Origin of the sequence: Pseudomonas sp. Root329, assembly GCF_001424925.1 — a bacterium.
Classification (GTDB): Bacteria; Pseudomonadota; Gammaproteobacteria; order Pseudomonadales; family Pseudomonadaceae; genus Aquipseudomonas; species Aquipseudomonas arabinosi.
In genome coordinates this window covers 26,108-46,456 of the sequence record NZ_LMCV01000003.1, presented here as the reverse complement: position 1 = coordinate 46,456, position 20,349 = coordinate 26,108, and the positions used below count along the sequence as shown (strand labels likewise).

The window sequence follows — 20,349 nt, the reverse complement described above, 5'->3', positions numbered from 1 at the left end:
GCTCCGCCAGCACCGGGTCACTTGTTCAAATGATAAAGTTATGTTTAATAACTATTTTTGAAGTTACTCATTTCGACCAGTCATTGCGCTCAGGGGCATAACAATGAATAACCCCCACTTGCTGTTTCCCGGTCTCGCGATACAGGAGGAGCATTTCTCGCCCCGCGGGGACAGTACCCAGCTGGCCGAGGGCAACTCACCGACCCTGGCCGAGTTGACCGAATGCCTGTTCTTTTCCCCTGTCGACGGACGCATCTGGCTCAACGATCAGCGCATGCTGCTATTGCACAGTTCATCCTTCGGCGCACTGCGGCGCGAGATAATCGATCGCCAGGGTCTAGAACAGACCCGTGGTCTGTTTACCCGCACCGGCTACCTGTCAGGCGCACGCGATGCACGGCTGATCCGCGAGCGTTGGCCGGACGCCGATGCCGCAGCGATTTTCTCCGCCGGCACTCGCCTGCACACCCTCGAAGGCATGACCAAGGTCGAACCCCTGCACTTCAAGTTCGACGCCGACTCCGGTTTCTACGAAGGCGAGTTCCTCTGGCATCACTCCTGCGAGGCCGACGAACATATCGCCGCCTACGGGATCGGCCAGGACCCGGTGTGCTGGACCGAACTGGGCTATGCCATCGGTTATGTCAGCGGGCTGTTCGGCCGCCTGGTGATCTTCCGTGAAACCGAATGCCGGGGCATGGGCCACGAGACCTGCCGAGTGGTCGGCAAGACCGCCGAACAATGGGGCGACGTCGAACAGGACCTGAGTTATCTCACCGCCTCGCCATCCAGCGTCGCTCCCAGGCAGCGTCCAGCACCAGCACCCGCCCCCGATGACGACAGCGAAATGCCTGGCGGGCCAAAACCTATCGGAGCCAGCGCCGCCTTCAATGCAGCCACCCTCGCCTTGCAGCGTGTGGCGCCGACACCCGCTACGGTACTGTTCAGTGGTGAATCCGGGGTCGGCAAGGAGTTATTTGCCCGCCAGCTGCATCAGTACAGCCCACGTCATCAAGCGCCCTTCGTGGCCCTCAACTGTGCTGCGATCCCGGACAATCTGATCGAGGCGGAGCTGTTCGGTGTCGAACGCGGCGCCTATACCGGTGCCACCCATTCGCGCCCCGGGCGCTTCGAACGGGCCCACGGCGGCACCCTGTTTCTCGATGAGATCGCCAGCCTCAGCCTGCCCGGACAAGGCAAGCTACTGCGGGCCTTACAGGAACGTGAGATAGAGCGAGTCGGTGGTGGTCAGCCAATCAAGGTCGATGTGCGGGTGGTGGCGGCAACCAACGTCGACCTGCGCAAAGCGGTAGCGGCTGGAGACTTTCGTGAGGACTTGTTCTACCGCTTGAACGTCTTCCCCATCACCCTGCCGCCGCTGCGTGAACGACGCGACGACATCCCGTTACTGGTCAATGCGTTCCTGCGGCGCTTCTGCCAGGACTACGCGCGCAAACCCGCCGGGCTGACCATGCGTGCGCTCAAAGCATTGCTACGCTACGACTTCCCCGGCAACGTGCGGGAACTGCAGAACCTGGTAGAGCGCGGTCTGATCGCCAGCGAGGATGGTCAAGCCATCGACCTGGTCCACCTGTTTCGCAACGAGCCAATACCACAGGAGCTGTACTCTCTGGACAACAAGGGCAGCCTCGCGGCCATCGACCAGAGTCCCGCCAGCGCACAGCCTCGCCCGGCCTTGCTGGATACCTTGACCCGGCTGGAACAAGGCTTCTCCATTGAAGGACTGGAGTCGCGCTTGATCGACGAAGCGCTGCAACAGAGCGAAGGCAATCTGGCTGCGGCTGCACGACTGCTGGGGTTGAGTCGTGCGCAGTTTGCCTATCGGCTGAAGAAGTACCAACAGGCGTCGGCAGAGCGGCCATCCTGAAGCGCAAAGCCACCCACGTTTATCACCCACAAAACCGCCACTGGCGGTTTTTTTGTACATGAATACTCTCCAATGGATCCACTAAACGAACTTAAAACAAACGCACCTTGAATAGAACATGCTTATTACGTCTATTTTTAAGCGTAAACAGCATCGGACAAGGTTGACTTGCGGCATCCGCTTATCGCCTAATGGATCCATCAAAACAAAAACAAGTGCTGACCTGGAGAGTTTTCATGTACCCAAAAAACACGTGGTACGTCGCCTGCACCCCCGATGAAATTGCACAAGGACCCCTCGGACGGCAGATCTGCGGCGAAAAAATCGTTTTCTATCGCGGCCAGGAAAACCAGGTTGCAGCGGTCGAGGACTTTTGCCCGCACCGCGGCGCGCCGCTCTCATTGGGCTATGTCGAAAACGGCAACCTGGTGTGCGGCTATCACGGTCTGGTCATGGGTTGCGACGGAAAAACTGTCGAAATGCCAGGGCAACGGGTACGCGGCTTCCCTTGCAACAAGACTTTCGCGGTGGTCGAGCGTTACGGTTTTATCTGGGTCTGGCCTGGAGAACAGGACAAAGCCGACCCGACGCTGATCCACCACCTGGAGTGGGCCGTGAGCGATCAATGGGCATACGGCGGCGGTCTGTTCCACATCGGCTGCGACTATCGCCTGATGATCGACAACCTCATGGATCTGACGCACGAGACCTACGTACATGCGTCCAGCATCGGCCAGAAAGAAATCGATGAGGCCGCCCCGACCACGACGGTCGAGGGCGATGAAGTGGTTACCGCACGCCACATGGAAAACATCATGGCGCCGCCGTTCTGGCGCATGGCCTTGCGCGGTAACAATCTGGCCGACGATGTGCCGGTGGACCGCTGGCAAATCTGCCGTTTCTCGCCACCCAGTCACGTACTGATCGAAGTGGGTGTCGCCCATGCCGGCAAAGGCGGATACCACGCTGACGCCGAGTTCAAAGCTTCAAGCATCGTGGTCGACTTCATCACCCCGGAAACCGACACCTCCATCTGGTACTTCTGGGGCATGGCGCGCAACTTCAATCCTCAGGATGAGGCACTCACCGCGACCATTCGTGAGGGTCAGGGGAAGATTTTCAGCGAAGACCTGGAGATGCTCGAACGCCAGCAGCAAAACCTGCTGGACCACCCTCAGCGCAATGTACTCAAGCTCAATATCGATGCAGGCGGCGTGCAGTCGCGCCGCGTCCTGGATCGAATCATCGCCAGCGAGCGAGCCTCCGAGCCGCAATTGATCGCCACCGTTCAGTAACCTGGCCAAGGCACGCCATGCCGTGCCCGCCCCTTGCGCAGCACAATTTCAAAATAACCAGAAGTGACCACTGTGGTGGCAACGCTCCGAGGATGAAGCATGATCGATGTGGTGGTGGTATCGCGCAAAAACGAAGCTCAGGACATCTGCAGCTATGAATTGGCCCGCGTCGATGACAGCGCACTGCCCGGCTTCAGTGCCGGCGCGCACATTGATGTGCACCTGCCCGGCGGACTCATCCGTCAATACTCCTTGTGCAATCACCCCGAAGATCGCCACCGTTACCTGATCGGCGTGCTCAAGGATCCGGCCTCGCGTGGCGGTTCACAATGCCTGCACGAACAGATCAACACCGGGGATCGCCTGCGCATCAGCGAGCCACGCAATCTGTTTCCGCTGGCACACCAGGCCAGGCGCAGCCTGTTGTTTGCCGGCGGCATCGGTATCACGCCGATCCTGTGCATGGCTGAACGTCTTGCCCACAGCGACGCGGACTTCGAAATGCATTACTGCGCACGCTCGAGCGAGCGTGCGGCCTTTGTCGAACGAATCAAGAACTCGTCTTTCGCCGACCGGGTATTTCTGCATTTCGATGAGCAGCCCGAGACAGCGCTGAACGCGGCCAGGGTATTGGCCCAGCCAGGAGAAAACGTTCATCTGTATGTTTGCGGCCCGGGAGGTTTTATGCAGCACGTGCTGGACAGCGCCAGGGCTCAAGGCTGGCAGGAAGACTCGCTGCACCGCGAATACTTTGCCGCCACGCCAACTGACACCCGTAACGACGGGAGCTTTTCGGTCAAGGTTGGCAGCACTGGCCAGGTCTTCGAAATCCCGGCCGACAAAACCGTGGTTCAAGTACTGGAAAGCCATGGCATCGATATCGCCATGTCCTGCGAACAGGGTATTTGCGGCACGTGCCTGACCAGGGTACTGGAGGGCGTGCCGGATCACCGCGACCTGTTCCTCACCGAAAATGAGCAGGCACTTAATGATCAGTTCACACCGTGCTGCTCACGCTCGAAATCACCGTTGCTGGTGCTGGACCTCTGAAAAGGCCGAACCTCACTCAGAGCGGTGAATGACCTTCATCCGCTCATTGGCTGTCGCAGAACCAAATATCTCGGCATAGCGCAGGGTAGCGTTGGCGTGTTCGCGCATGATCGCTTCGGCGCGGGCACCCTGGCGATTGATCAAGGCATCGAAGACGGCATGATGTTGCATGTGGGCGTAGTTGAAACGCCGATACTCGCGGGCCATGTCATTGCGATCCACTGCTAGCGCGGTCACCGAAGCAAACGGCAGGTGGTCATTGCGCGCCAGTGCATCGGCGATGGCCGGGTTGTGGCTGCCTTCGACGATCACCTGATGAAAGCGCATGTTGAGGTCATGGTAGACCTCCAGATCGTCTTCTGTGACATAGCCCTTGTCGAACAACTCGTCACCTTGCAACAGGCATAGCTCCAGGATCGCGCGCCCCTCCGCCGAGAGTCCGCGCTCGGCAGTCTGACGGGCCGCCAGGCCTTCGAGCACTCCACGTACTTCAACGGCACCGGCAATGTCATCGGCACTGACCGAGCGCACCTGAAACCCTCGACCGCCGAACCGCACCAGCAACCCTTCTTGTTCGAGGGTTCGAAAAGCCATGCGCACCGGCATCCGGGACACCCCGAACAACTCCGCCGTGGGAATTTCCATCAGTCGTTCGCCAGCAGCCAGCTCGCCCGAGGCGATCATCTTGCGCAGCGCTACCAGCACCAACTGACCGGGCTTACTCATCCAGGCAACTTCCAGAAAACGTGGGCGGCCATAGTAACGCAAGCCTTGCACAAGCTGGAGATCAACTCGCACAGCAGCCAATACGCAAAAAAGAGGCTAGCGGTTTCCAGTTTGCCTGCGCGCAAGAGGCTAAAGGGCTCAGTCGCGGCACTCCGGGTTCTCGATCAGCACGGCCATGCCCTGCCCGCCACCGACACAGGCAGCGGCGATTCCGTAGCGCAGATTCTGCTCGCGCAACTGTCGGGCCAGGGTCATCACCAGACGCAGGCCGGTGGCGGCCAATGGATGGCCGAGGGCGATGGAACCGCCTCGGCGGTTGAGCTTATTGGTGTCCATCTCCAGCGCCTGGGCCACTGCCAGCACCTGCGCACCCTGCGCCTCATTGATTTCAAACAGGGCAATATCGTCCTGCACCAACCCGCTGCGTTGCAGCAGCAGCTGGATCGCCGGAACCGGGCCGATCCCCATGAACTCCGGGGCCACGCCAACCACCGCCGTCGCCAGCAGGTTTGCCAGTGCCGGTCGCGTACCCGCCGATGCGCGACCGACCAGCACCGCCGCGGCACCATCCACCACGGCGCAGCTGTTGCCTGCGGTTTGCACGCCCCCCGCATGAATCGCCCGCAACTTCGCCAACGCGAGGAAATCAGTGCGCCGAACATGGCTGTCGAGGGTGGCTGCGTCTACCCGACGCGGCAGCGTAATGCCCCGCGGCTGATAGCCGTCCAGCTCAAACGACTCGTTGCGCACTGCGACAATTTCATCGGCGAACCAACCCGAGGTCTGCGCTTGCAACGCTTGCTCATGGCTGTTGAGGGCATAGACATCCACCGCTTCGCGACTCAGGCCATGACGCCTGGCAAGGTTTTCCGCCGTGGCGATCATGTCCAGTCCCGGTGCCGGGTCGTACAGCGCCTCCCAGAGGAAATCCTTGAAATCCACCGACGCACCGAGACGAAATCCGCCTCGATGGGTGTAGGCAGCAATCGGGTTGCGCGACATGGATTCGGCGCCCACACACAGCGCCAGTTCTGCGCCGTCGCGAAGTTGCTCACCGGCCTGGCGCAGCAGCTCGAAGCCGGTGGCGCAGATGCGCTGCACCGCCAGCGCCGGCACCTGTTGCGGCACACCGCTGTAAAGACCGATGTGGCGTGGCAGCAAGTAGGCGTCGAAGCTGGCCTGGGCCATGGAGCCGGCCAACACCGTGTCGACTGTCCATGGATCGAGCTCGGCACGGGCCAGCACTTCACGACCGACCTTGATGCCCAGATCGATGGGCGATACCTGGGCCAGCGCACCGCCAACGTCAATCCAGGGCGTACGCACGGCCTCAAGAATCGCAGCATCGGTGAAGGCCGAATACTGCCCTGCGTAATTCAAGACCGTGGACCGGCGCGCAGGATCGAGAGGTCTTCGCCGCGATACAGCGCCTCGACCTTGGCTGCACGCCATTGCAAGACCGCCCGCTGGTTGATCGAGCCTTTGTCGGTGATTTCACCGCGATCGATAGACGCGGCCTCGTCGAGCACCGCGATCCACTCCAGTCGACTGGCGTTACCGGTGGCGTCGCGGTTGAGCCGTTGCAGCCAATCACCGAACCACTGACGCACCGGCACGCTGGCCAGGACCTCGGCATCGCTGGCGTCCGGACTCAAACCGGCCAGACGTCGGCATTCGTACAGCCGAGGAAAGACCAGCGCACCCAGGCATTCGCGGTCGGGCGCGGCCACCACCATATCCTGAACATAAGGCGAACCTTCGAGCACCGCGCGATTGCGCAACGGACCGACGCTGACAAACACGCCGGAGCTGAGTTTGAAGTCCTCGGCAATGCGCCCGTCGAACATCAGCCCCAGTTGTGGATCACGGGCATCGGCCAGTTTCAGCGCGTCGCCGGAACAGTAGAAACCTTGTTCGTCGAACACTTCGGCGGTCTGCTGCGGCGCACGCCAATAACCGGGCATGATGTGTGGCCCGCGAAAACGCCCCTCCAGCTTGCCGTCCACCGGCACCAGCCGCACTTCACAACCGGGAGCCGGCAGGCCGATATAACCGGCCATGGACAGTGGCCCGGTGGTGAACGTGCAGGACGGTGCCGCCTCGGTCATGCCGAGCCCGGCCATCATGCGAATGCGTTCGCCACAATGCTGTTCGGCGACCCGGTCCAGGCGATCCCAAATCCTTTGGGACAAGCCGGCAGCGGCGAAAAAGAACAGCTTCATGCGCGAGAAGAAACGTTCGCGCAACTCACTGTCCTGCTCCAGGGCGTTGACCAGCTCTTCCCAGCCCTTGGGCACGGTCAGGTAGGCGGTGGGCGATACCTCTTTGAGGTTGCGCAGTGTTTCGGCAAAACCCTGGGCGGTCGGCTTGCCATCGTCCAGGTAAAAGGTGCCGCCGTTGTACAGCACGATGCCGACGTTGTGGCTGCCGCCGAAGGTGTGATTCCACGGCAGCCAATCCACCAGCACCGGTGGTTCTTCGCCGAACACAGGAAAGGTTTGCAACAGCATCTGCTGGTTGGCGCAGAGCATGCGCTGGGTGGTGATCACGGCCTTGGGCAACTTGGTAGAACCTGAGGTAAACAGGAACTTGGCGATGCTGTCCGGCCCGGTCGCCGTGAAAGCGCAATCGGCCTCGGCACCGCCAGGCTGTTCCAGCAGACTGGCAAAGCTCGCCTGATTGCGGCCAGGAATTTGACCGCGCACGGTGATCAGCGGCGTTTCGGCCGGCAGCACCGCATCGATCGCCCGCTGATAGGCCGCGGCGTCGCTGACGAACACCAAACCCGGTTGCAGCAGATTGCAGACATGCCGCAGCTTGGCGAAATCCTGGGACAACAACGAATAGGCAGGAGAAACCGGGCTATAGGGAATGCCGGCGTACATGGCGCCCAACGCAATCTGCAAATGCTCGATGTCGTTGCCCGAGAGGATCGCCAGCGGTCGCTCGGCCGAAAGACCGTAACTGAGCAGGCGTTGGGCAATGGCGCGGACGCTGGTCAGCATCTCGGCGTAACTCACCCGGCGCCAGTCGCCGCCGTCCTGGCGAGCAGCGATAAAGGTCTGTTGCGGGCGCACCTGGGCCCAATGCACCAGGCGATCCAGCAAGCGTGCGGGCAACTCAGCCAAAGGCTCCAGGGAGCGCATGTGCAGGATGCCCTGCTCTTCGCTGACCTCGACCGCAGGACGGCCGATGGATACGTGGCGATAGCGCGGCGCACGGGCTTCGTTCTGGGGTGGCGATTTGAATTCGGAACTCACGTGCTTGTTCTCCATCAAGGCACACCACGGCTCGCAGAAATGCGTTCACCGGGGCATGGCAGCCTGCGACTGCAGCCTCGTTATTGTTATGTCTGGCCTGCACGCGGGCGACAAACGCTCTCAAGCATTGGTCGCCCGACGGTGCGACGGCTGCTCAGATCGGGTAATGCCGTGGTCCGTTCTGCAAGGTCACCCAACGTAATTGAGTGAAGTGCTCGATGGACGCCTTGCCGCCAAAACTGCCATAGCCGCTGGACTTGACTCCGCCGAAGGGCATCTGCGCCTCGTCGTGCACGGTCGGGCCGTTGATGTGGCAGATACCCGATTCGACCCGCTGAGCCAAAGCCAGGGCACGGCTGGTGTCGCGACTGAAGATCGCCGCCGACAAGCCGAATTCGGAATCGTTGGCCAAGCGCAACAGCTCTTCATCGCCCTCGCCTCGTAGCACCACCGCCACCGGGCCAAAGGATTCTTCGCGGTACAGACGCATGGCATCGGTGACGCCGTCAAGCAAAGTCGGCTGCAGAATGCTGCCCTCCAGCTGACCACCCGCAACCAGGGTTGCGCCCTTATCGAGGGCATCATCGATCAACAGTTTGATGCGTTCACCGGCATTGCTGTCCACCAGAGAACCGAGGACCGAACCTTCGGCATTGGGATTGCCCGCGGGCAAGGTGACGATCTTCGCCGCCAGCCTGACGACAAAGTCATCGGCCACTTGGGCATCGACGATCAGCCGCTCGGTGGACATGCAAATCTGTCCCTGATTAAAGAAGGCACCAAAGGCCGCCGCCTCCACCGCTGCACCCAGGTCGGCATCCTCCAGCACCAGGAACGGCGCCTTGCCTCCCAGCTCCAGCAACGCCGGTTTGAGATGACGCGCCGACAGTTCGCCGACGATGCGCCCGACATGGGTCGAACCGGTGAAGTTGACTCGACGCACCGCCGGGTTGGCGATCAGCCGCTCGACAATCGCCGCGGCATCCTGGGGCGCGTTGCTGATGACGTTGACCACGCCATCACCGAGGCCGGCGTCTTGTAACACCTGACCGATCAGCCGGTGCACCGCCGGGCTCAGTTCCGATGCCTTGAGCACCACGGTGTTGCCGCAAGCCAATGGCATGGCGATGGCGCGAGTGGCGAGGATCACCGGCGCGTTCCAGGGCGCGATGCCCAGCACCACGCCGCAGGGTTGACGCAGGGCCATCGCGAAGCTGCCGGGCACATCCGAGGGAATGATTTCGCCGTTGATCTGGGTGGTCATGCACGCGGCTTCACGCAGCATGTTGGACGCCAGGTGCACATTGAAACCGTACCAGTTGGCCATGGCACCGGTCTCGCCAGCCGCCGCGATGAATTCCTCGCTGCGGGCCTGCAACTGCTCAGCCGCGCGCAGCAACCGGGTGCGTCGTTCATTGGGCGCCAGGGCCGCCCAGGCGGGGAATGCGGCTTTGGCCGCGGCCACCGCAGCATCGGCATCTTCCAGGGTGGCGGCGGCAACGCGCGACACCACTTCACCGGTCACCGGATTACGCCGTTCGAAGGTTCGACCGTCTCGGGCGGGGCACGACTGGCCGCCAATCAGCAGGGGCACGTCCAGCATGGTGATTCCTCTTTATTGTCTTTATCGGGAATACGTTCGAGGGGTTCACAGTAGCGCCGAGGCGCCGGGGCGAACAGCTGGCGGACGCTCGACCGCCCCGCCAGCTCGCCTTGATTTCAACGCCGTCATTCAGCGCTTGTAAGTCTGCAAACCGGGCTTGATGCTCTTGTCGTCCAGGAACTGCTTCATGCCCTGCTCGCGGCCACCTTCGGTGTCCAGCAGGCGCGACTGATCGAGCTTGGCGTACAGGTAATCTTCGTTCTGCTCCCAGGTGAGTTCGCGGCAACGCTTGAAGCCATGCTTGGCCGCGCGCAGCACCACCGGGTTCTTCTCCAACAGATTACGCGCCAGTTCGATTGTCACGTCACGCAGTTGCGCCAGAGGCACGCTCTCGTTGACCAGGCCCATCTCGGCGGCTTTTTGCCCGTCAAAGGTCTTGCCGGTCATGATGTAGTACAGCGACTGGCGATGCCCCACGGTGTCGGCCATGGCCTTGCTCACCAGATTGCCCGGCGGAATGCCCCAGTTGATTTCCGACAGGCCGAAGATCGCTTCATCGGCGCAGATCGCCAGGTCACAGGCCACCAGCGGGCTGAAACCACCACCGAAGCACCAGCCGTTGACCATGGCGATGGTCGGCTTGGCGTACATGCGCAGCAGTTTCCATTGCCACTGAGAGGCTTCGCGGCGGATTTTTTCCTGAAGGATTTCCGGGCCGGCGTCCACTTCACGGAAGTATTCCTTGAGGTCCATGCCGGCGGTCCAGGCTTCGCCCGCACCGGTCAGCACCAGTACGCCAGCGTCCGGATCCTGCTCCAGGGTTTCCAGAACGTCGATCATCTCGCGGTTCAGGGTCGGACTCATGGCGTTGCGTTTTTCCGGGCGGTTGAGGATGACCCACGCGATGCCTTCCTCGATTTCCACTTTGACCGTTGTCCAGCGACCTTCGTAATTGCTCATGGTGATGCTCTCTTGTTCTTGGCTTGACGATGGGTAAAAACTAAACCGGCAAATTAGTTATGTCAATTAACTATTAATTGAATTAACCAAATATTTTTCGCCATCGAGCTCCATGGAAAGGCGACGTGTTAGGCTCCTGACGTAGCTATTCCTGTCCAACCTCGTCAAACTAGATACCTTTATTAACCTGAACCCGAGGGATTTTCCCGCAATGGCCAAGTCGTCCAAAAATGTCGCTGCCCCAGAAGCCCTGGCCGACAACGCTGAAATTCAGGCGCCGATGGACTCCGCATTGGACGAGCTGATTGGTTACGCCATGCGCCGGGCCCAGTTGAAACTGTTCCAGAATCTGATCAGCCGACTTGCGGCCCACGACTTGCGGCCCGCGCAGTTCTCGGCACTGGCGATCATCGAGCAAAACCCCGGGCTGATGCAGTCCGACCTGGCCAAAGCCCTGGCTATCGAACCGCCCCAAGTGGTGCCGCTGCTTAACAAACTCGAAGAGCGCGCGCTCGCGGTACGGGTACGCTGCAAACCGGACAAACGCTCCTATGGGATATTCCTCAGCAAGACCGGCGAGACGCTACTCAAGGAGTTGAAGCTGATTGCCGCCGAGAGCGACATGGATGCCACGTCCGCTCTCGACAGCCAGGAACGCGAAGAACTGCTCAGGTTGCTGAAAAAGGTCTATCAAGCCTGAAACGCGAACGCCGGCGCGCTCCTGGGGAGCGGCCGGATTCATTACAAGTGAAACGGCTTACCAGATCGGCACGGTGTAGAGCACCAGAAAGCGCGTCTGGTTTTCATCGCGAAACGCCGCGCCGGCGGGGAAGTCGTTGCGATAGATCGACTTGCGCGCCATCAGCCCGACATTCTTCAGCGGACCACTCTGGATCACATACCCCAGCTCCATCTGGAACTCCCGCTCCTTGCGGTCGTCGGCATTTAACGCCGCCAGTTCGATATGGTCTCCGCGCATATAACGCAGGCGACTCTTCAGGCCGGGCACCCCGGCGGCAGCGAAGTCATAGTCGTACATCGCCTGCCAGGTTCGCTCCTTGGCATTGAGAAAGTCCGAACTCATGGTCAGCTCGCTCATGCCCATCAACTCGGTGCCTGACACATAGGGCGTCGCCGTGTCGCCACTGGCGTGCATATAGCCAAGGCTCAAACGATGGCCGCCAAAGCGATAGCCGAACAGCGCCGAGAGGTTGCGGTTGTCCACTTTACCGGCCTTGGCGCTGCCGTCTTCATCGCTGAAAAAACTGCGCAGGTCGCTGGTCAGCGTCCCCTCGCCCACCTGCAGCGTATGCAGCAACGCCAGGGTGTTCTGCTGATACAGGTCCGCCACTTCGGCGTGATACACGCGCAGGCTGAGGTCCTTGTTCACCTGGTAATCGCCACCGACATAGGCCATGTGCGATGAGGTGGCCGCGCCATTGAAACGCCGGTTCGGCGAAGCGATGCTCATTGGCTGGTAGTCGGTGGAATCACGCTTGTTGATGCGGTCGATGTAGCCGGTGTTAAAGATCAGTCCGTCGATGTCCTTTGAGCTGAGCGTGGTGCCGCGAAAAGTCTGCGGCAGCAGCCGCGACGGGCTGGCGAAAGCGAATGGCAGGAAGATCGACACGTCGCCGGTTTTCACCGTGGTCTGGGCAACACGCATCTTGGCAGTCATGGCCAGGCGCGAATACTCGTCCGCCGCGCGCTTGTCGCTGCTGGACACCGGCAGCAACTCGGTGCCGCTGCGGTCCGGCGCCGAGTCCAGCTTGACCCCCATCAACCCACGAGCGTCCAGGCCGAAGCCGACACTCCCCGGGGTAAAGCCCGACTCCACATTCATGATGAAACCCTGAGCCCATTCCCGGGCCGCGGTTTTCGCTCCGTCGTCCTTGTAATCCCGATCCAGGTAGTAATTACGCAAGGTCAAGGTGCCGTGACTGTCATCGATGAAGCCGTCAGCCAGCGCCGATGGCGCAATCAAACTCAGGCCCAGCAAGACCAGGTGGCGTGCGCGAACAGGTAAGGTTGAATCCGCCGCAAGGACGTCCCAAGGAAGGTTTGGCATGTTCGATGTCCACTTATTGTTGTTGTTTTTTGAACGGGATCGTTGGGTTATCCCGGAGATCTGCGGCCAGAGAATGGAAACAGCCTGGCATGGCGTCAACCGTAAGTGACCGATAAACGAACATTAATATTGTTATCTATTTTCAGAAATGATCTTTATAGAGATGTCATCTAATTGATTTAAATAGGTTTAATGCTGTTTTTCAGCAATAAATTCTTAGTATTCATTTTTTAGTTATCTTTGTTAATCTTATTTAAGACCTGTCATCGCCTCGTGAGAACAGGCTCGCGCTCATCCGTCAGCACACCCACAAAAACAATAATGAGGTTCGCCATGGACACCCCATCACGTCGTACGACGCTGACCATTGCCCTGTGTTTTATCGTTGCACTGATCGAAGGTTTCGACCTGCAAGCTGCCGGTACTGCCGCCGCGGGCCTGCGCCAGACCTTTGCCCTGGACCCGAAAACGATGGGCTGGGTATTCAGCGCCGGAATTATCGGTTTGCTGCCGGGCGCCTTTTTCGGTGGCTGGATTGCCGATCGAATCGGCCGCAAGAAAATCCTCATCGCAGCGGTGCTGCTGTTCGGTGTGTTCTCCCTCAGCACCGCCTACGTCAGCAGTTTCTCTGGCCTGCTACTGGCTCGCTTCATGACCGGCCTGGGCCTGGGCGCCGCCCTGCCCAACCTGATCGCTCTGTGTGCCGAGGCCGTGGGTGAGCAACGTCGCGGCACCGCGATCAGCATCATGTATGCCGGTGTGCCGTTGGGCGGTGCATTGGCGGCGGTGGTCGCCATGCTCTTCACCGAGCATTGGCAGACGACCTTCATCATCGGTGGGCTCGCGCCCTTGCTGGTGGTGCCGCTGATGATCCTGCTGCTGCCCGAGTCCAGCGCCTTTCGCCAGCAACAAGGCACCGTCACCATGGCCCGCACTTCAACCGGCCAGGCGTTATTCGGCGAAGACCGGGCTCGCGTCACCCTGGCGTTGTGGCTCAGCTACTTCTTCACCCTGACCGTGATGTACATGTTGCTCAACTGGCTGCCATCACTGCTGCTGGAACAAGGTTTCAGCAAAGCCGAGGCTGGCCTGGTGCAGATGCTGTTCAACATCGGCGGCGCCCTCGGCTCGCTACTTGGCGGGGTACTGCTGGATCGCTGCAACGGCGTCAAGGTGGTGCTGTTCGTATACGCCGCATTGCTGGCAGCGCTGGCCGGGGTCGGCTTGTCGGTGGGCATCGTCCCCATGGCCATCGCCGGGTTTTGCGCGGGTTTGTTTGTGATGGCCGCGCAACTGGTGCTTTACGCCCTGGCACCACCGTCGTACCCGACCTCGGTACGTGCCACCGGCGTCGGCGCCGCGGTAGCCATTGGTCGTCTGGGGTCGGTGGCCGGGCCTTTGGCCGCAGGGCAGATACTGGCGGCCGGTGCCGGCACCACTGGGGTGTTACTGGCAACTTCACCTGGGTTGGTGATTGCAGCACTGGCCATCATCAGCGTGATTGTCCGATCGGCCCCGCAGACTGTGCCCGAGTTTAGAACGGCAACCCCGGTCACGGACAAACGCTGACCGCGCCGCTTGCCGCAAAAACAAGAAAAGAGACCGAGGTCTCTTTTCTTGTTTTCAGCGGCCCGCTACCACACGGCGATATGGGAATCGGCTCGTGGCTCGGTGCCGCCGCACAGGACACCAGTGTCCGGGTCACGGACAATGATCTGCCCTCGGCCGTAATTGATCAGGTCGCAATCAACCTGAATCTGGTGTCCACGCCGTGCCAGCGAAGCGGCCAAATCCCGAGACGCCCCGTGTTCGATGCCGACTTTCATATCCCCCAACCATTGCCACCGCGGAGCGTCCAGCGCGGCTTGGGGGTTGAGACCGAAATCCACCAGATTCATAACCATCTGCACATGGCCTTGGGGCTGCATGTAGCCACCCATGACGCCGAACGGTCCCACCGGTGCGTCGCCTTTACTGATAAAGCCAGGAATGATGGTGTGAAAGGTTTTTTTGCCCGGTGCCAGGCAGTTGGCGTGGTCAGGGTCGAGACTGAATTCCTGTCCGCGGTTCTGCAAGGCGATGCCGCTGTCTGGCAGTACCACACCGGAGCCAAAACCGTGGTAGTTGCTCTGGATGAAGGACACCATATTGCCCTCCGCATCCGCCGTGGCCAGGTACACCGTGCCGCTAGCGTGGGGATCGCCGGGATTGGGTTCGCGCGCCTGATCAGAGATTTGTTCGCGACGTTGGCTGCTATAGGCATCGCTGAGAAGGTCAGCCACAGCCACGCGCATGTGCAGCGGATCGGTGATGTAATGCAGGCCGTCGCTGTAGGCCAGCTTCATGGCTTCCAACTGACGGTGCCAGGTCTGCTGGCTGTCTCGGTGATCGAAGTCAAAGCCCTGAAGGATTTTCAGGGTCATCAGGGCCACCAATCCTTGCCCGCTAGGGGGGATTTCCCACACATCGTAGCCGCGGTAGTTGATGCTGATCGGATCCACCCATTGAGCGCGATAGTCCCGCAGGTCGCTGGCTCGCAGATAGCCGCCGGTGGCGCGGGAATGGGCATCCAGACGCTGAGCCAAATCACCGCGATAGAGGCTTTCGCAAGCGCTGTCCGCCAGTTCTTCCAGCGTTCGGGCTTGCGCCGGGTTGCGGAATAATTCACCAGCCTTTGGCGCACGGCCATCAATCAGGAACGTGTCGAACCAGACGTCGAGCACTGGGTCTCGATGGGGGCCGAATTCATCCAGAGCGGTCTGCCATTGTCGGGCGACCACCGGTGACAGTGGAAAGCCATCCCGGGCCAGACTGATGGCGGGCTGCAGCAACTCGGCAAAGGGCAGCTTGCCGAAACGTTTGGACAGCTCCGCCCAGGCCGAAGGGCAACCCGGCACCGTGACCGGAGTCCAGCCATAAAGCGGCATCTGCTCGTGACCACTCGCTTTGACCGCGTCGATCGTCAGTGCCGCCGGCGCGTGACCGTTGCCGTTGAGTCCATGCAATTGGCCTTTGCTCCAGACCAAGGCAAAGGCGTCGCCACCCAAGCCGCAGCCGGTGGGTTCAACCACCGTCAGAGCCGCCGCCGTGGCGATCGCGGCATCAATGGCATTGCCGCCGTTGCGCATGATTTCGATGCCGGCTTCGGCGGCTAGCGGCTGGGAAGCCGCGACCATGCCACGGAGGGCAAACACACTCTGACGTTGCGACGGATAGGGATATTCGTGGGCAGAGAATTTCAACATGGCAAAAGCTCTTCCAAACAAAGATTCATTGGCCGGATTTGATCCGGTTCCATTCCCGAGCGATAAAAGGCTGGAGTCAAAGATCACAGCACGCGACTGAGAAAGGCCTGGGTACGCGGATGAGTCGGTCGACTGAAGATCTGCTCCGGCGGACCCTGTTCGATCAGTTCGCCCTGATCGAGGACCACCACGCGGTCAGCGACTTCTCGGGCAAAACCCATTTCATGGGTGACCACCACCATGGTCATGCCGTCGTCGGCCAGCTGCTTCATCACCTGCAGCACTTCGCCGACGGTTTCAGGATCCAGGGCGCTGGTGGGCTCGTCGAACAGCATGGCTTGAGGTTTCATCGCCAGTGCCCGGGCGATGGCCACGCGCTGCTGCTGTCCACCGGACAACATCGACGGGTAATGCATGGCCTTGTCCGCCAGACCGACCCGGGCGAGCAAGGCCCGGGCTTGCTCCAAAGCCTCGGCACGTGGCACGCCCAGGACCTGAATCGGCGCCTCAATAATGTTTTCCAGCGCAGTCATGTGGGGGAACAGATTGAAACGCTGGAAGACCATGCCGATGTCCCGACGCTGGCGAGCGATGTTGCGCTCGGAGTCGCGCACCAGGCTGCCGTCAGCGCGCTCGCGGTAACCCATGGCACGGCCGTTGACGCGAATGCGCCCGCCCTGAATGTCTTCCAGCAGATTGATGCAACGAATGAAGGTGGTCTTGCCTGAACCCGAGGCGCCGATCAACACCACCACTTCACCGCGCCGCACCTGCAAGGAAATCCCCTTGAGAATCTCCAGATCACCGAAGGACTTGTGAATGTCCAGGGCCTCGATGATCAGTTCTTCACTTTTGTGCGCCATGCTTAACGCCCCCTCAGCAATTTGAGCGTGCCGCGGCCGAACATGCGACTGCCAGCCGCTGGCGGTGCGGGTCGATCGGACTGTCCGAAACGCGCTTCCAACCAACGCTGGAAGAAGCCCCAGAGGGTGGTCAGCAGCAGGAAATAAATCGCCACCACCAGGTACAGTTCAAATACCCGGAATGTCGCCGACGTGACCATTTGCGTGCTCAGCAGCAACTCCTGCACACCAATCACGCTGACCAGCGTCGTATTCTTGAGCATCACGTTGAACTCGTTGCCCAACGGCGGAACGATGACCCGGAACGCCTGAGGCAGAACGATTCGCCGCATCAGTTTGGCGAAGGTCATGCCCAGCGAACGCCCAGCCTCGTACTGCCCCTTGTCCACGGCGCCGATCCCCGCGCGGATGATCTCGGCCATGTAGGCGCCTTCGTTCAGGCCCAAGGCGATGATCGCTGCCTGGATGTTGCCCGGCACCACCAAACCCAACAGCTCCACGTCCTCGAAACGGAAGATCCCGCCGGCTGCCAATGCGGTGTAGAGAAAGACGATCTGTACCAACAGCGGCGTGCCGCGCATCAGCCACACATAAAACCGTACCGGCAGGTTGAGTAGCGGGTTGCGCGACAGACGCATCAACGCCGCCGCCAGCCCCAGCACACAGCCCAACGTCATCGCCAACACACTGATCAGGCAGGTCAGCCAGAGTCCGGTGAGGTACACCCCGCTGGGCTGCAACAGGTATTGCCAGAACACATCCCAATTGAAATTCATCGCGCGTTCGCCTCAGTCGAGTGTGTCGCTGGGAACATGCCATTTACTCAGCAACTGCACGTAACTGCCGTCGCTGCGCATGTCACTGATGATCTGTTGTACCGCTGCGGTGAGCTGCGGATCATCCTTGCGAATTCCCAAGCCAGTGAGAATCCGGCTGAAGGCCGGCACTCCCTCTTCGAACAGATCGGGCGCCATGGCGGCGTAGTAACCGGCGGTTTCCACGGTGGTACCGTAGGCGTCGACCTGACTGATGCGCAGCGCCTGAAAGGCGTCTGTGTCGCTGTTGTAGACCACCAGTTTCATTGGAGTCTTGCCAGCCTTGGTCAGCTTTTCGTTCTCGGCGTCCAGCAAGGTTTTGATCGTCGAGCCATTGAGCACTGCCACCTTGTGCCCGGACAGTCCATCCAGGGTTTTGATGCCCTTGGGATTGCCTTTGGGAACTACCACTGACTGGCTGGAATACATGTAGTTGACGATGTCGATCACCTCCCTGCGTTCGGGCTTGTCGAACAGCTGATCAACGATCATGTCGCACTGCTGGGCGAGCAATGCCGGCAGCAACCCGGAGAAAGGAATGACCCGCCATTGCACCGGTTTGTCTCCCAGCCGTTTGGCGATTTCCAGCCCAAGATCGACCGTCAGGCCCTTGGGTTTTTGCGCCTCATCGAAAGACACCAAGGGCGGTGAATCCATGCCCGAGCAATAAGTGAGTTTTTCAGCCTTTTGCAGTCGCTCCGGCACCTGGGGCGCGGCAATCGCCCACTGTGCACAGAGCCCGAGGGATACAGCGGCAAGTAACATACGGCGTTTATGCATGACGAGACACTCCAGTTGTTTAATAACGGGGCAGTACTCAAAGTCAAAACACTGTCGGGTTTAAGCCCGATTCTATTTTTCCGATTGCAGAAACTGGATCAGCGCCGGCACCGTGCCCTCGATGTGCTCGCGCACCACGGCCTCGGCCCGGTCGACATCGCCTGAGCGAATGGCGTCAAGGATCACCGCGTGTTCCTGGCGAGCGCTCAAGGGTTTTTCGCTGTGTTGCAGCCACAGGCGCATCGGCGCCTCGATCAGCGAATACAGCGCCGAGATCTGCTTCATCAGCCGAGGACGGCCGCTGAGGCTGCACAGGTATTCATGGAAGGCACGATGAAGCCTGACCCACTCGGCGCTTTCGTCGCGGTAGTCATCCATCTCGTCCAGCATGCGTTCCAAAGCCGCTAGTTGACGCTCGCTGATCTTGGCCACGGCCACGCGGATGGCCAGGCCCTCGAGGGCACTGCGCATTTCGAAGACTTCGTGCAATTCGTCGAAATCCAGGCCACTGACAATGGCCCCGCGGTTAGGCCTCAGGGTGACCAGACCTTGAGCATCGAGACGGCGAAAGGCTTCGCGCACCGGCATCCGGCTCATGCCGATTTCGCCGGCAATGTCCTCAGCGATCAGACGGTCGCCTTTGCGGTAACGACCGCCACAGATCGCTTCCAGCAGAAAGTTGTAAGCCTCCTCCTCGGCGGTCAGGGGCTGACGTTCAACGTAGGTGGGAGCGAATTGCATAAAGTCACCTTTTGCAGTTTTGTATCCAATTATCCATAGATTCAAAAAAGCAGAAACCGTGCCAGCCTGCTTAGAACTAACTCAAGCTATTAATTGGAAAGGAGTTTCGACTCAAAAACTGGTGATCTTTAGATCGGCGTGACACTCGCCGTGTGCTACGAAATGGCCCAGCGCGCCCCAAAATGGGTGAATAACGGTATCCAGGTAACAGCTCATTTCACCTCTGGAGTGTTTCTTTCCCGCGAAAGAGCTCACTACAGAAATTAGCGCTTTAAAAGGTTTACTCGATTAAGTATTTTGCATGGATGATTGGGCGACATCCGCCCCCCCCTTTTTCATAGCGACAGGGACCTCCCGTGAGCGGACTACGTGAACGTCAGAAAGTCGAACGACGCCAAGCCATCAGCAAGGCAGCGATCGAACTGTTTGAGCGCCAGGGTTTCCAGAACACCACCATCGAACAGATCGCCAACCAGGCTGGGGTGTCGGCGCCCACCGTGTTCAAGTACTTCGGTAACAAGCAGGAAATCATCCTGGAAATCCTGCGCGACGCCGACCAGCGAGCACTCAAGGACGCCCGCAGCCAGATGCCTGACATTGAGGGTCCGGTCGACGCCATGTGTTACCTGGAACGCCGGCTGACCGGTTACGCACTGGAGGTCATGCACCCCAGCCTCTGGCGTGAACTGCTGCCACTGATCCTGTTTGGCGGCGACAACGGATTGCCCGAAGGCTATCGCGCCATGAACGATGCGCTCCGGGCTGAAATCAGTGGATTGCTCAGAGAGCTGCAACAGGCTGGCAAGCTACGCGCTGACCTCAACGTCGATCTGGCCGCTTTCCTGTTGAACGACTATTCACACCTGCAGTTGTTCAGACTAGTCAACCAGGAACCGCCGGATGTCGAGTCCCACTCCGCTCAGGTAAGGCATATCACCGAGTTGCTCTTTTACGGCATGCGGGCCTGAGAAAACACACAGATGCGACCACCTCGCAGGGTGTTTGGCTGAACGCCAAACAACAGAGGGCCGATTATTAAATCGAACGGCGGACCG

General features: G+C 60.1%; 17 protein-coding genes. 6 read left to right on the top strand and 11 right to left on the bottom strand.

Features of this window, described 5'->3' with window-relative positions; genetic code table 11:
• Positions 1-103: 103 nt before the first annotated feature.
• From ASC74_RS05200 to ASC74_RS05190, 3 genes are all read left to right on the top strand, one after another.
• Complete coding sequence (locus tag ASC74_RS05200) at positions 104-1,888, top strand: sigma-54-dependent Fis family transcriptional regulator (protein ID WP_056739812.1); 1,785 nt, start codon at positions 104-106, stop codon at positions 1,886-1,888.
• A gap of 236 nt (positions 1,889-2,124) precedes the next feature.
• Complete coding sequence (locus ASC74_RS05195) at positions 2,125-3,183, top strand: aromatic ring-hydroxylating oxygenase subunit alpha (protein ID WP_056739810.1); 1,059 nt, start codon at positions 2,125-2,127, stop codon at positions 3,181-3,183.
• Positions 3,184-3,282: 99 nt separating this feature from the next.
• The gene (locus ASC74_RS05190) at positions 3,283-4,233 is read left to right on the top strand and encodes a PDR/VanB family oxidoreductase (protein WP_056739808.1); all 951 of its coding nucleotides are present in this window, start codon (positions 3,283-3,285) and stop codon (positions 4,231-4,233) included.
• A gap of 12 nt (positions 4,234-4,245) precedes the next feature.
• On the opposite strand, the gene ASC74_RS05185 is transcribed toward ASC74_RS05190, so the two are convergent.
• The 5 genes from ASC74_RS05185 to ASC74_RS05165 form a co-directional block, all read right to left on the bottom strand.
• Positions 4,246-4,959 carry a GntR family transcriptional regulator gene (locus ASC74_RS05185; RefSeq protein WP_056740094.1) on the bottom strand — a complete coding sequence of 238 codons (714 nt, stop codon included), beginning with the start codon at positions 4,957-4,959 and terminating at the stop codon, positions 4,246-4,248.
• A gap of 138 nt (positions 4,960-5,097) precedes the next feature.
• On the bottom strand, positions 5,098-6,339 hold the full coding sequence (locus ASC74_RS05180) for a thiolase family protein (protein ID WP_056739806.1): 1,242 nt from the start codon (positions 6,337-6,339) through the stop codon (positions 5,098-5,100).
• Positions 6,336-8,219, bottom strand: a complete 1,884-nt coding sequence (locus tag ASC74_RS05175; RefSeq protein ID WP_056740092.1) for a feruloyl-CoA synthase — start codon at positions 8,217-8,219, stop codon at positions 6,336-6,338. Before ASC74_RS05175 ends, ASC74_RS05180 begins: the two co-directional genes overlap by 4 nt.
• A gap of 154 nt (positions 8,220-8,373) precedes the next feature.
• Positions 8,374-9,822 (bottom strand): aldehyde dehydrogenase, encoded by a 1,449-nt coding sequence (locus ASC74_RS05170; protein ID WP_056739804.1) that lies wholly within the window; start codon positions 9,820-9,822, stop codon positions 8,374-8,376.
• Between the two features lie 129 nt (positions 9,823-9,951).
• Positions 9,952-10,782 (bottom strand): p-hydroxycinnamoyl CoA hydratase/lyase, encoded by an 831-nt coding sequence (locus ASC74_RS05165; RefSeq protein WP_056739802.1) that lies wholly within the window; start codon positions 10,780-10,782, stop codon positions 9,952-9,954.
• Between the two features lie 211 nt (positions 10,783-10,993).
• Between ASC74_RS05165 and ASC74_RS05160 the strand changes: the two genes are divergently transcribed.
• A complete protein-coding gene (locus tag ASC74_RS05160; protein ID WP_056739800.1) occupies positions 10,994-11,482 on the top strand; it encodes a MarR family winged helix-turn-helix transcriptional regulator in 489 nt (162 codons plus the stop codon).
• Positions 11,483-11,539: 57 nt separating this feature from the next.
• Here ASC74_RS05160 and ASC74_RS05155 read toward each other — a convergent pair whose 3' ends face one another.
• A complete protein-coding gene (locus ASC74_RS05155) occupies positions 11,540-12,850 on the bottom strand; it encodes an OprD family porin (RefSeq protein ID WP_056739799.1) in 1,311 nt (436 codons plus the stop codon).
• A gap of 333 nt (positions 12,851-13,183) precedes the next feature.
• Here ASC74_RS05155 and mhpT point away from each other — a divergent pair, with 333 nt between their 5' ends.
• Positions 13,184-14,419: a 3-(3-hydroxy-phenyl)propionate transporter MhpT gene (gene mhpT, locus ASC74_RS05150; RefSeq protein WP_056739797.1), complete on the top strand. Its 1,236-nt coding sequence runs from the start codon at positions 13,184-13,186 to the stop codon at positions 14,417-14,419.
• A gap of 65 nt (positions 14,420-14,484) precedes the next feature.
• On the opposite strand, the gene ASC74_RS05145 is transcribed toward mhpT, so the two are convergent.
• From ASC74_RS05145 to ASC74_RS05125, 5 genes are all read right to left on the bottom strand, one after another.
• The gene (locus ASC74_RS05145; protein WP_056739795.1) at positions 14,485-16,095 is read right to left on the bottom strand and encodes a gamma-glutamyltransferase family protein; all 1,611 of its coding nucleotides are present in this window, start codon (positions 16,093-16,095) and stop codon (positions 14,485-14,487) included.
• A gap of 83 nt (positions 16,096-16,178) precedes the next feature.
• Entirely contained in the window at positions 16,179-16,958 is a 780-nt protein-coding gene (locus ASC74_RS05140) for an amino acid ABC transporter ATP-binding protein (RefSeq protein WP_056739793.1), read from the bottom strand.
• 2 nt (positions 16,959-16,960) lie between these two features.
• The gene (locus tag ASC74_RS05135) at positions 16,961-17,734 is read right to left on the bottom strand and encodes an amino acid ABC transporter permease (RefSeq protein WP_056739791.1); all 774 of its coding nucleotides are present in this window, start codon (positions 17,732-17,734) and stop codon (positions 16,961-16,963) included.
• A gap of 12 nt (positions 17,735-17,746) precedes the next feature.
• Positions 17,747-18,553 carry an ABC transporter substrate-binding protein gene (locus tag ASC74_RS05130; RefSeq protein ID WP_056739789.1) on the bottom strand — a complete coding sequence of 269 codons (807 nt, stop codon included), beginning with the start codon at positions 18,551-18,553 and terminating at the stop codon, positions 17,747-17,749.
• Between the two features lie 72 nt (positions 18,554-18,625).
• The gene (locus tag ASC74_RS05125) at positions 18,626-19,294 is read right to left on the bottom strand and encodes a GntR family transcriptional regulator (protein WP_056739787.1); all 669 of its coding nucleotides are present in this window, start codon (positions 19,292-19,294) and stop codon (positions 18,626-18,628) included.
• Positions 19,295-19,650: 356 nt separating this feature from the next.
• Between ASC74_RS05125 and ASC74_RS05120 the strand changes: the two genes are divergently transcribed.
• Complete coding sequence (locus ASC74_RS05120) at positions 19,651-20,262, top strand: TetR/AcrR family transcriptional regulator (protein WP_056739785.1); 612 nt, start codon at positions 19,651-19,653, stop codon at positions 20,260-20,262.
• Positions 20,263-20,349: the final 87 nt, after the last annotated feature.

Coding starts and splice junctions, on each gene's coding strand:
- ASC74_RS05200 (WP_056739812.1), top strand. CDS start 104: ATGAATAACCCCCACTTGCTGTTTCCCGGTCTCGCGATACAGGAGGAG.
- ASC74_RS05195 (WP_056739810.1), top strand. CDS start 2,125: ATGTACCCAAAAAACACGTGGTACGTCGCCTGCACCCCCGATGAAATT.
- ASC74_RS05190 (WP_056739808.1), top strand. CDS start 3,283: ATGATCGATGTGGTGGTGGTATCGCGCAAAAACGAAGCTCAGGACATC.
- ASC74_RS05185 (WP_056740094.1), bottom strand. CDS start 4,959: ATGAGTAAGCCCGGTCAGTTGGTGCTGGTAGCGCTGCGCAAGATGATC.
- ASC74_RS05170 (WP_056739804.1), bottom strand. CDS start 9,822: ATGCTGGACGTGCCCCTGCTGATTGGCGGCCAGTCGTGCCCCGCCCGA.
- ASC74_RS05165 (WP_056739802.1), bottom strand. CDS start 10,782: ATGAGCAATTACGAAGGTCGCTGGACAACGGTCAAAGTGGAAATCGAG.
- ASC74_RS05160 (WP_056739800.1), top strand. CDS start 10,994: ATGGCCAAGTCGTCCAAAAATGTCGCTGCCCCAGAAGCCCTGGCCGAC.
- ASC74_RS05155 (WP_056739799.1), bottom strand. CDS start 12,850: ATGCCAAACCTTCCTTGGGACGTCCTTGCGGCGGATTCAACCTTACCT.
- mhpT (WP_056739797.1), top strand. CDS start 13,184: ATGGACACCCCATCACGTCGTACGACGCTGACCATTGCCCTGTGTTTT.
- ASC74_RS05145 (WP_056739795.1), bottom strand. CDS start 16,095: ATGTTGAAATTCTCTGCCCACGAATATCCCTATCCGTCGCAACGTCAG.
- ASC74_RS05140 (WP_056739793.1), bottom strand. CDS start 16,958: ATGGCGCACAAAAGTGAAGAACTGATCATCGAGGCCCTGGACATTCAC.
- ASC74_RS05135 (WP_056739791.1), bottom strand. CDS start 17,734: ATGAATTTCAATTGGGATGTGTTCTGGCAATACCTGTTGCAGCCCAGC.
- ASC74_RS05130 (WP_056739789.1), bottom strand. CDS start 18,553: ATGCATAAACGCCGTATGTTACTTGCCGCTGTATCCCTCGGGCTCTGT.
- ASC74_RS05125 (WP_056739787.1), bottom strand. CDS start 19,294: ATGCAATTCGCTCCCACCTACGTTGAACGTCAGCCCCTGACCGCCGAG.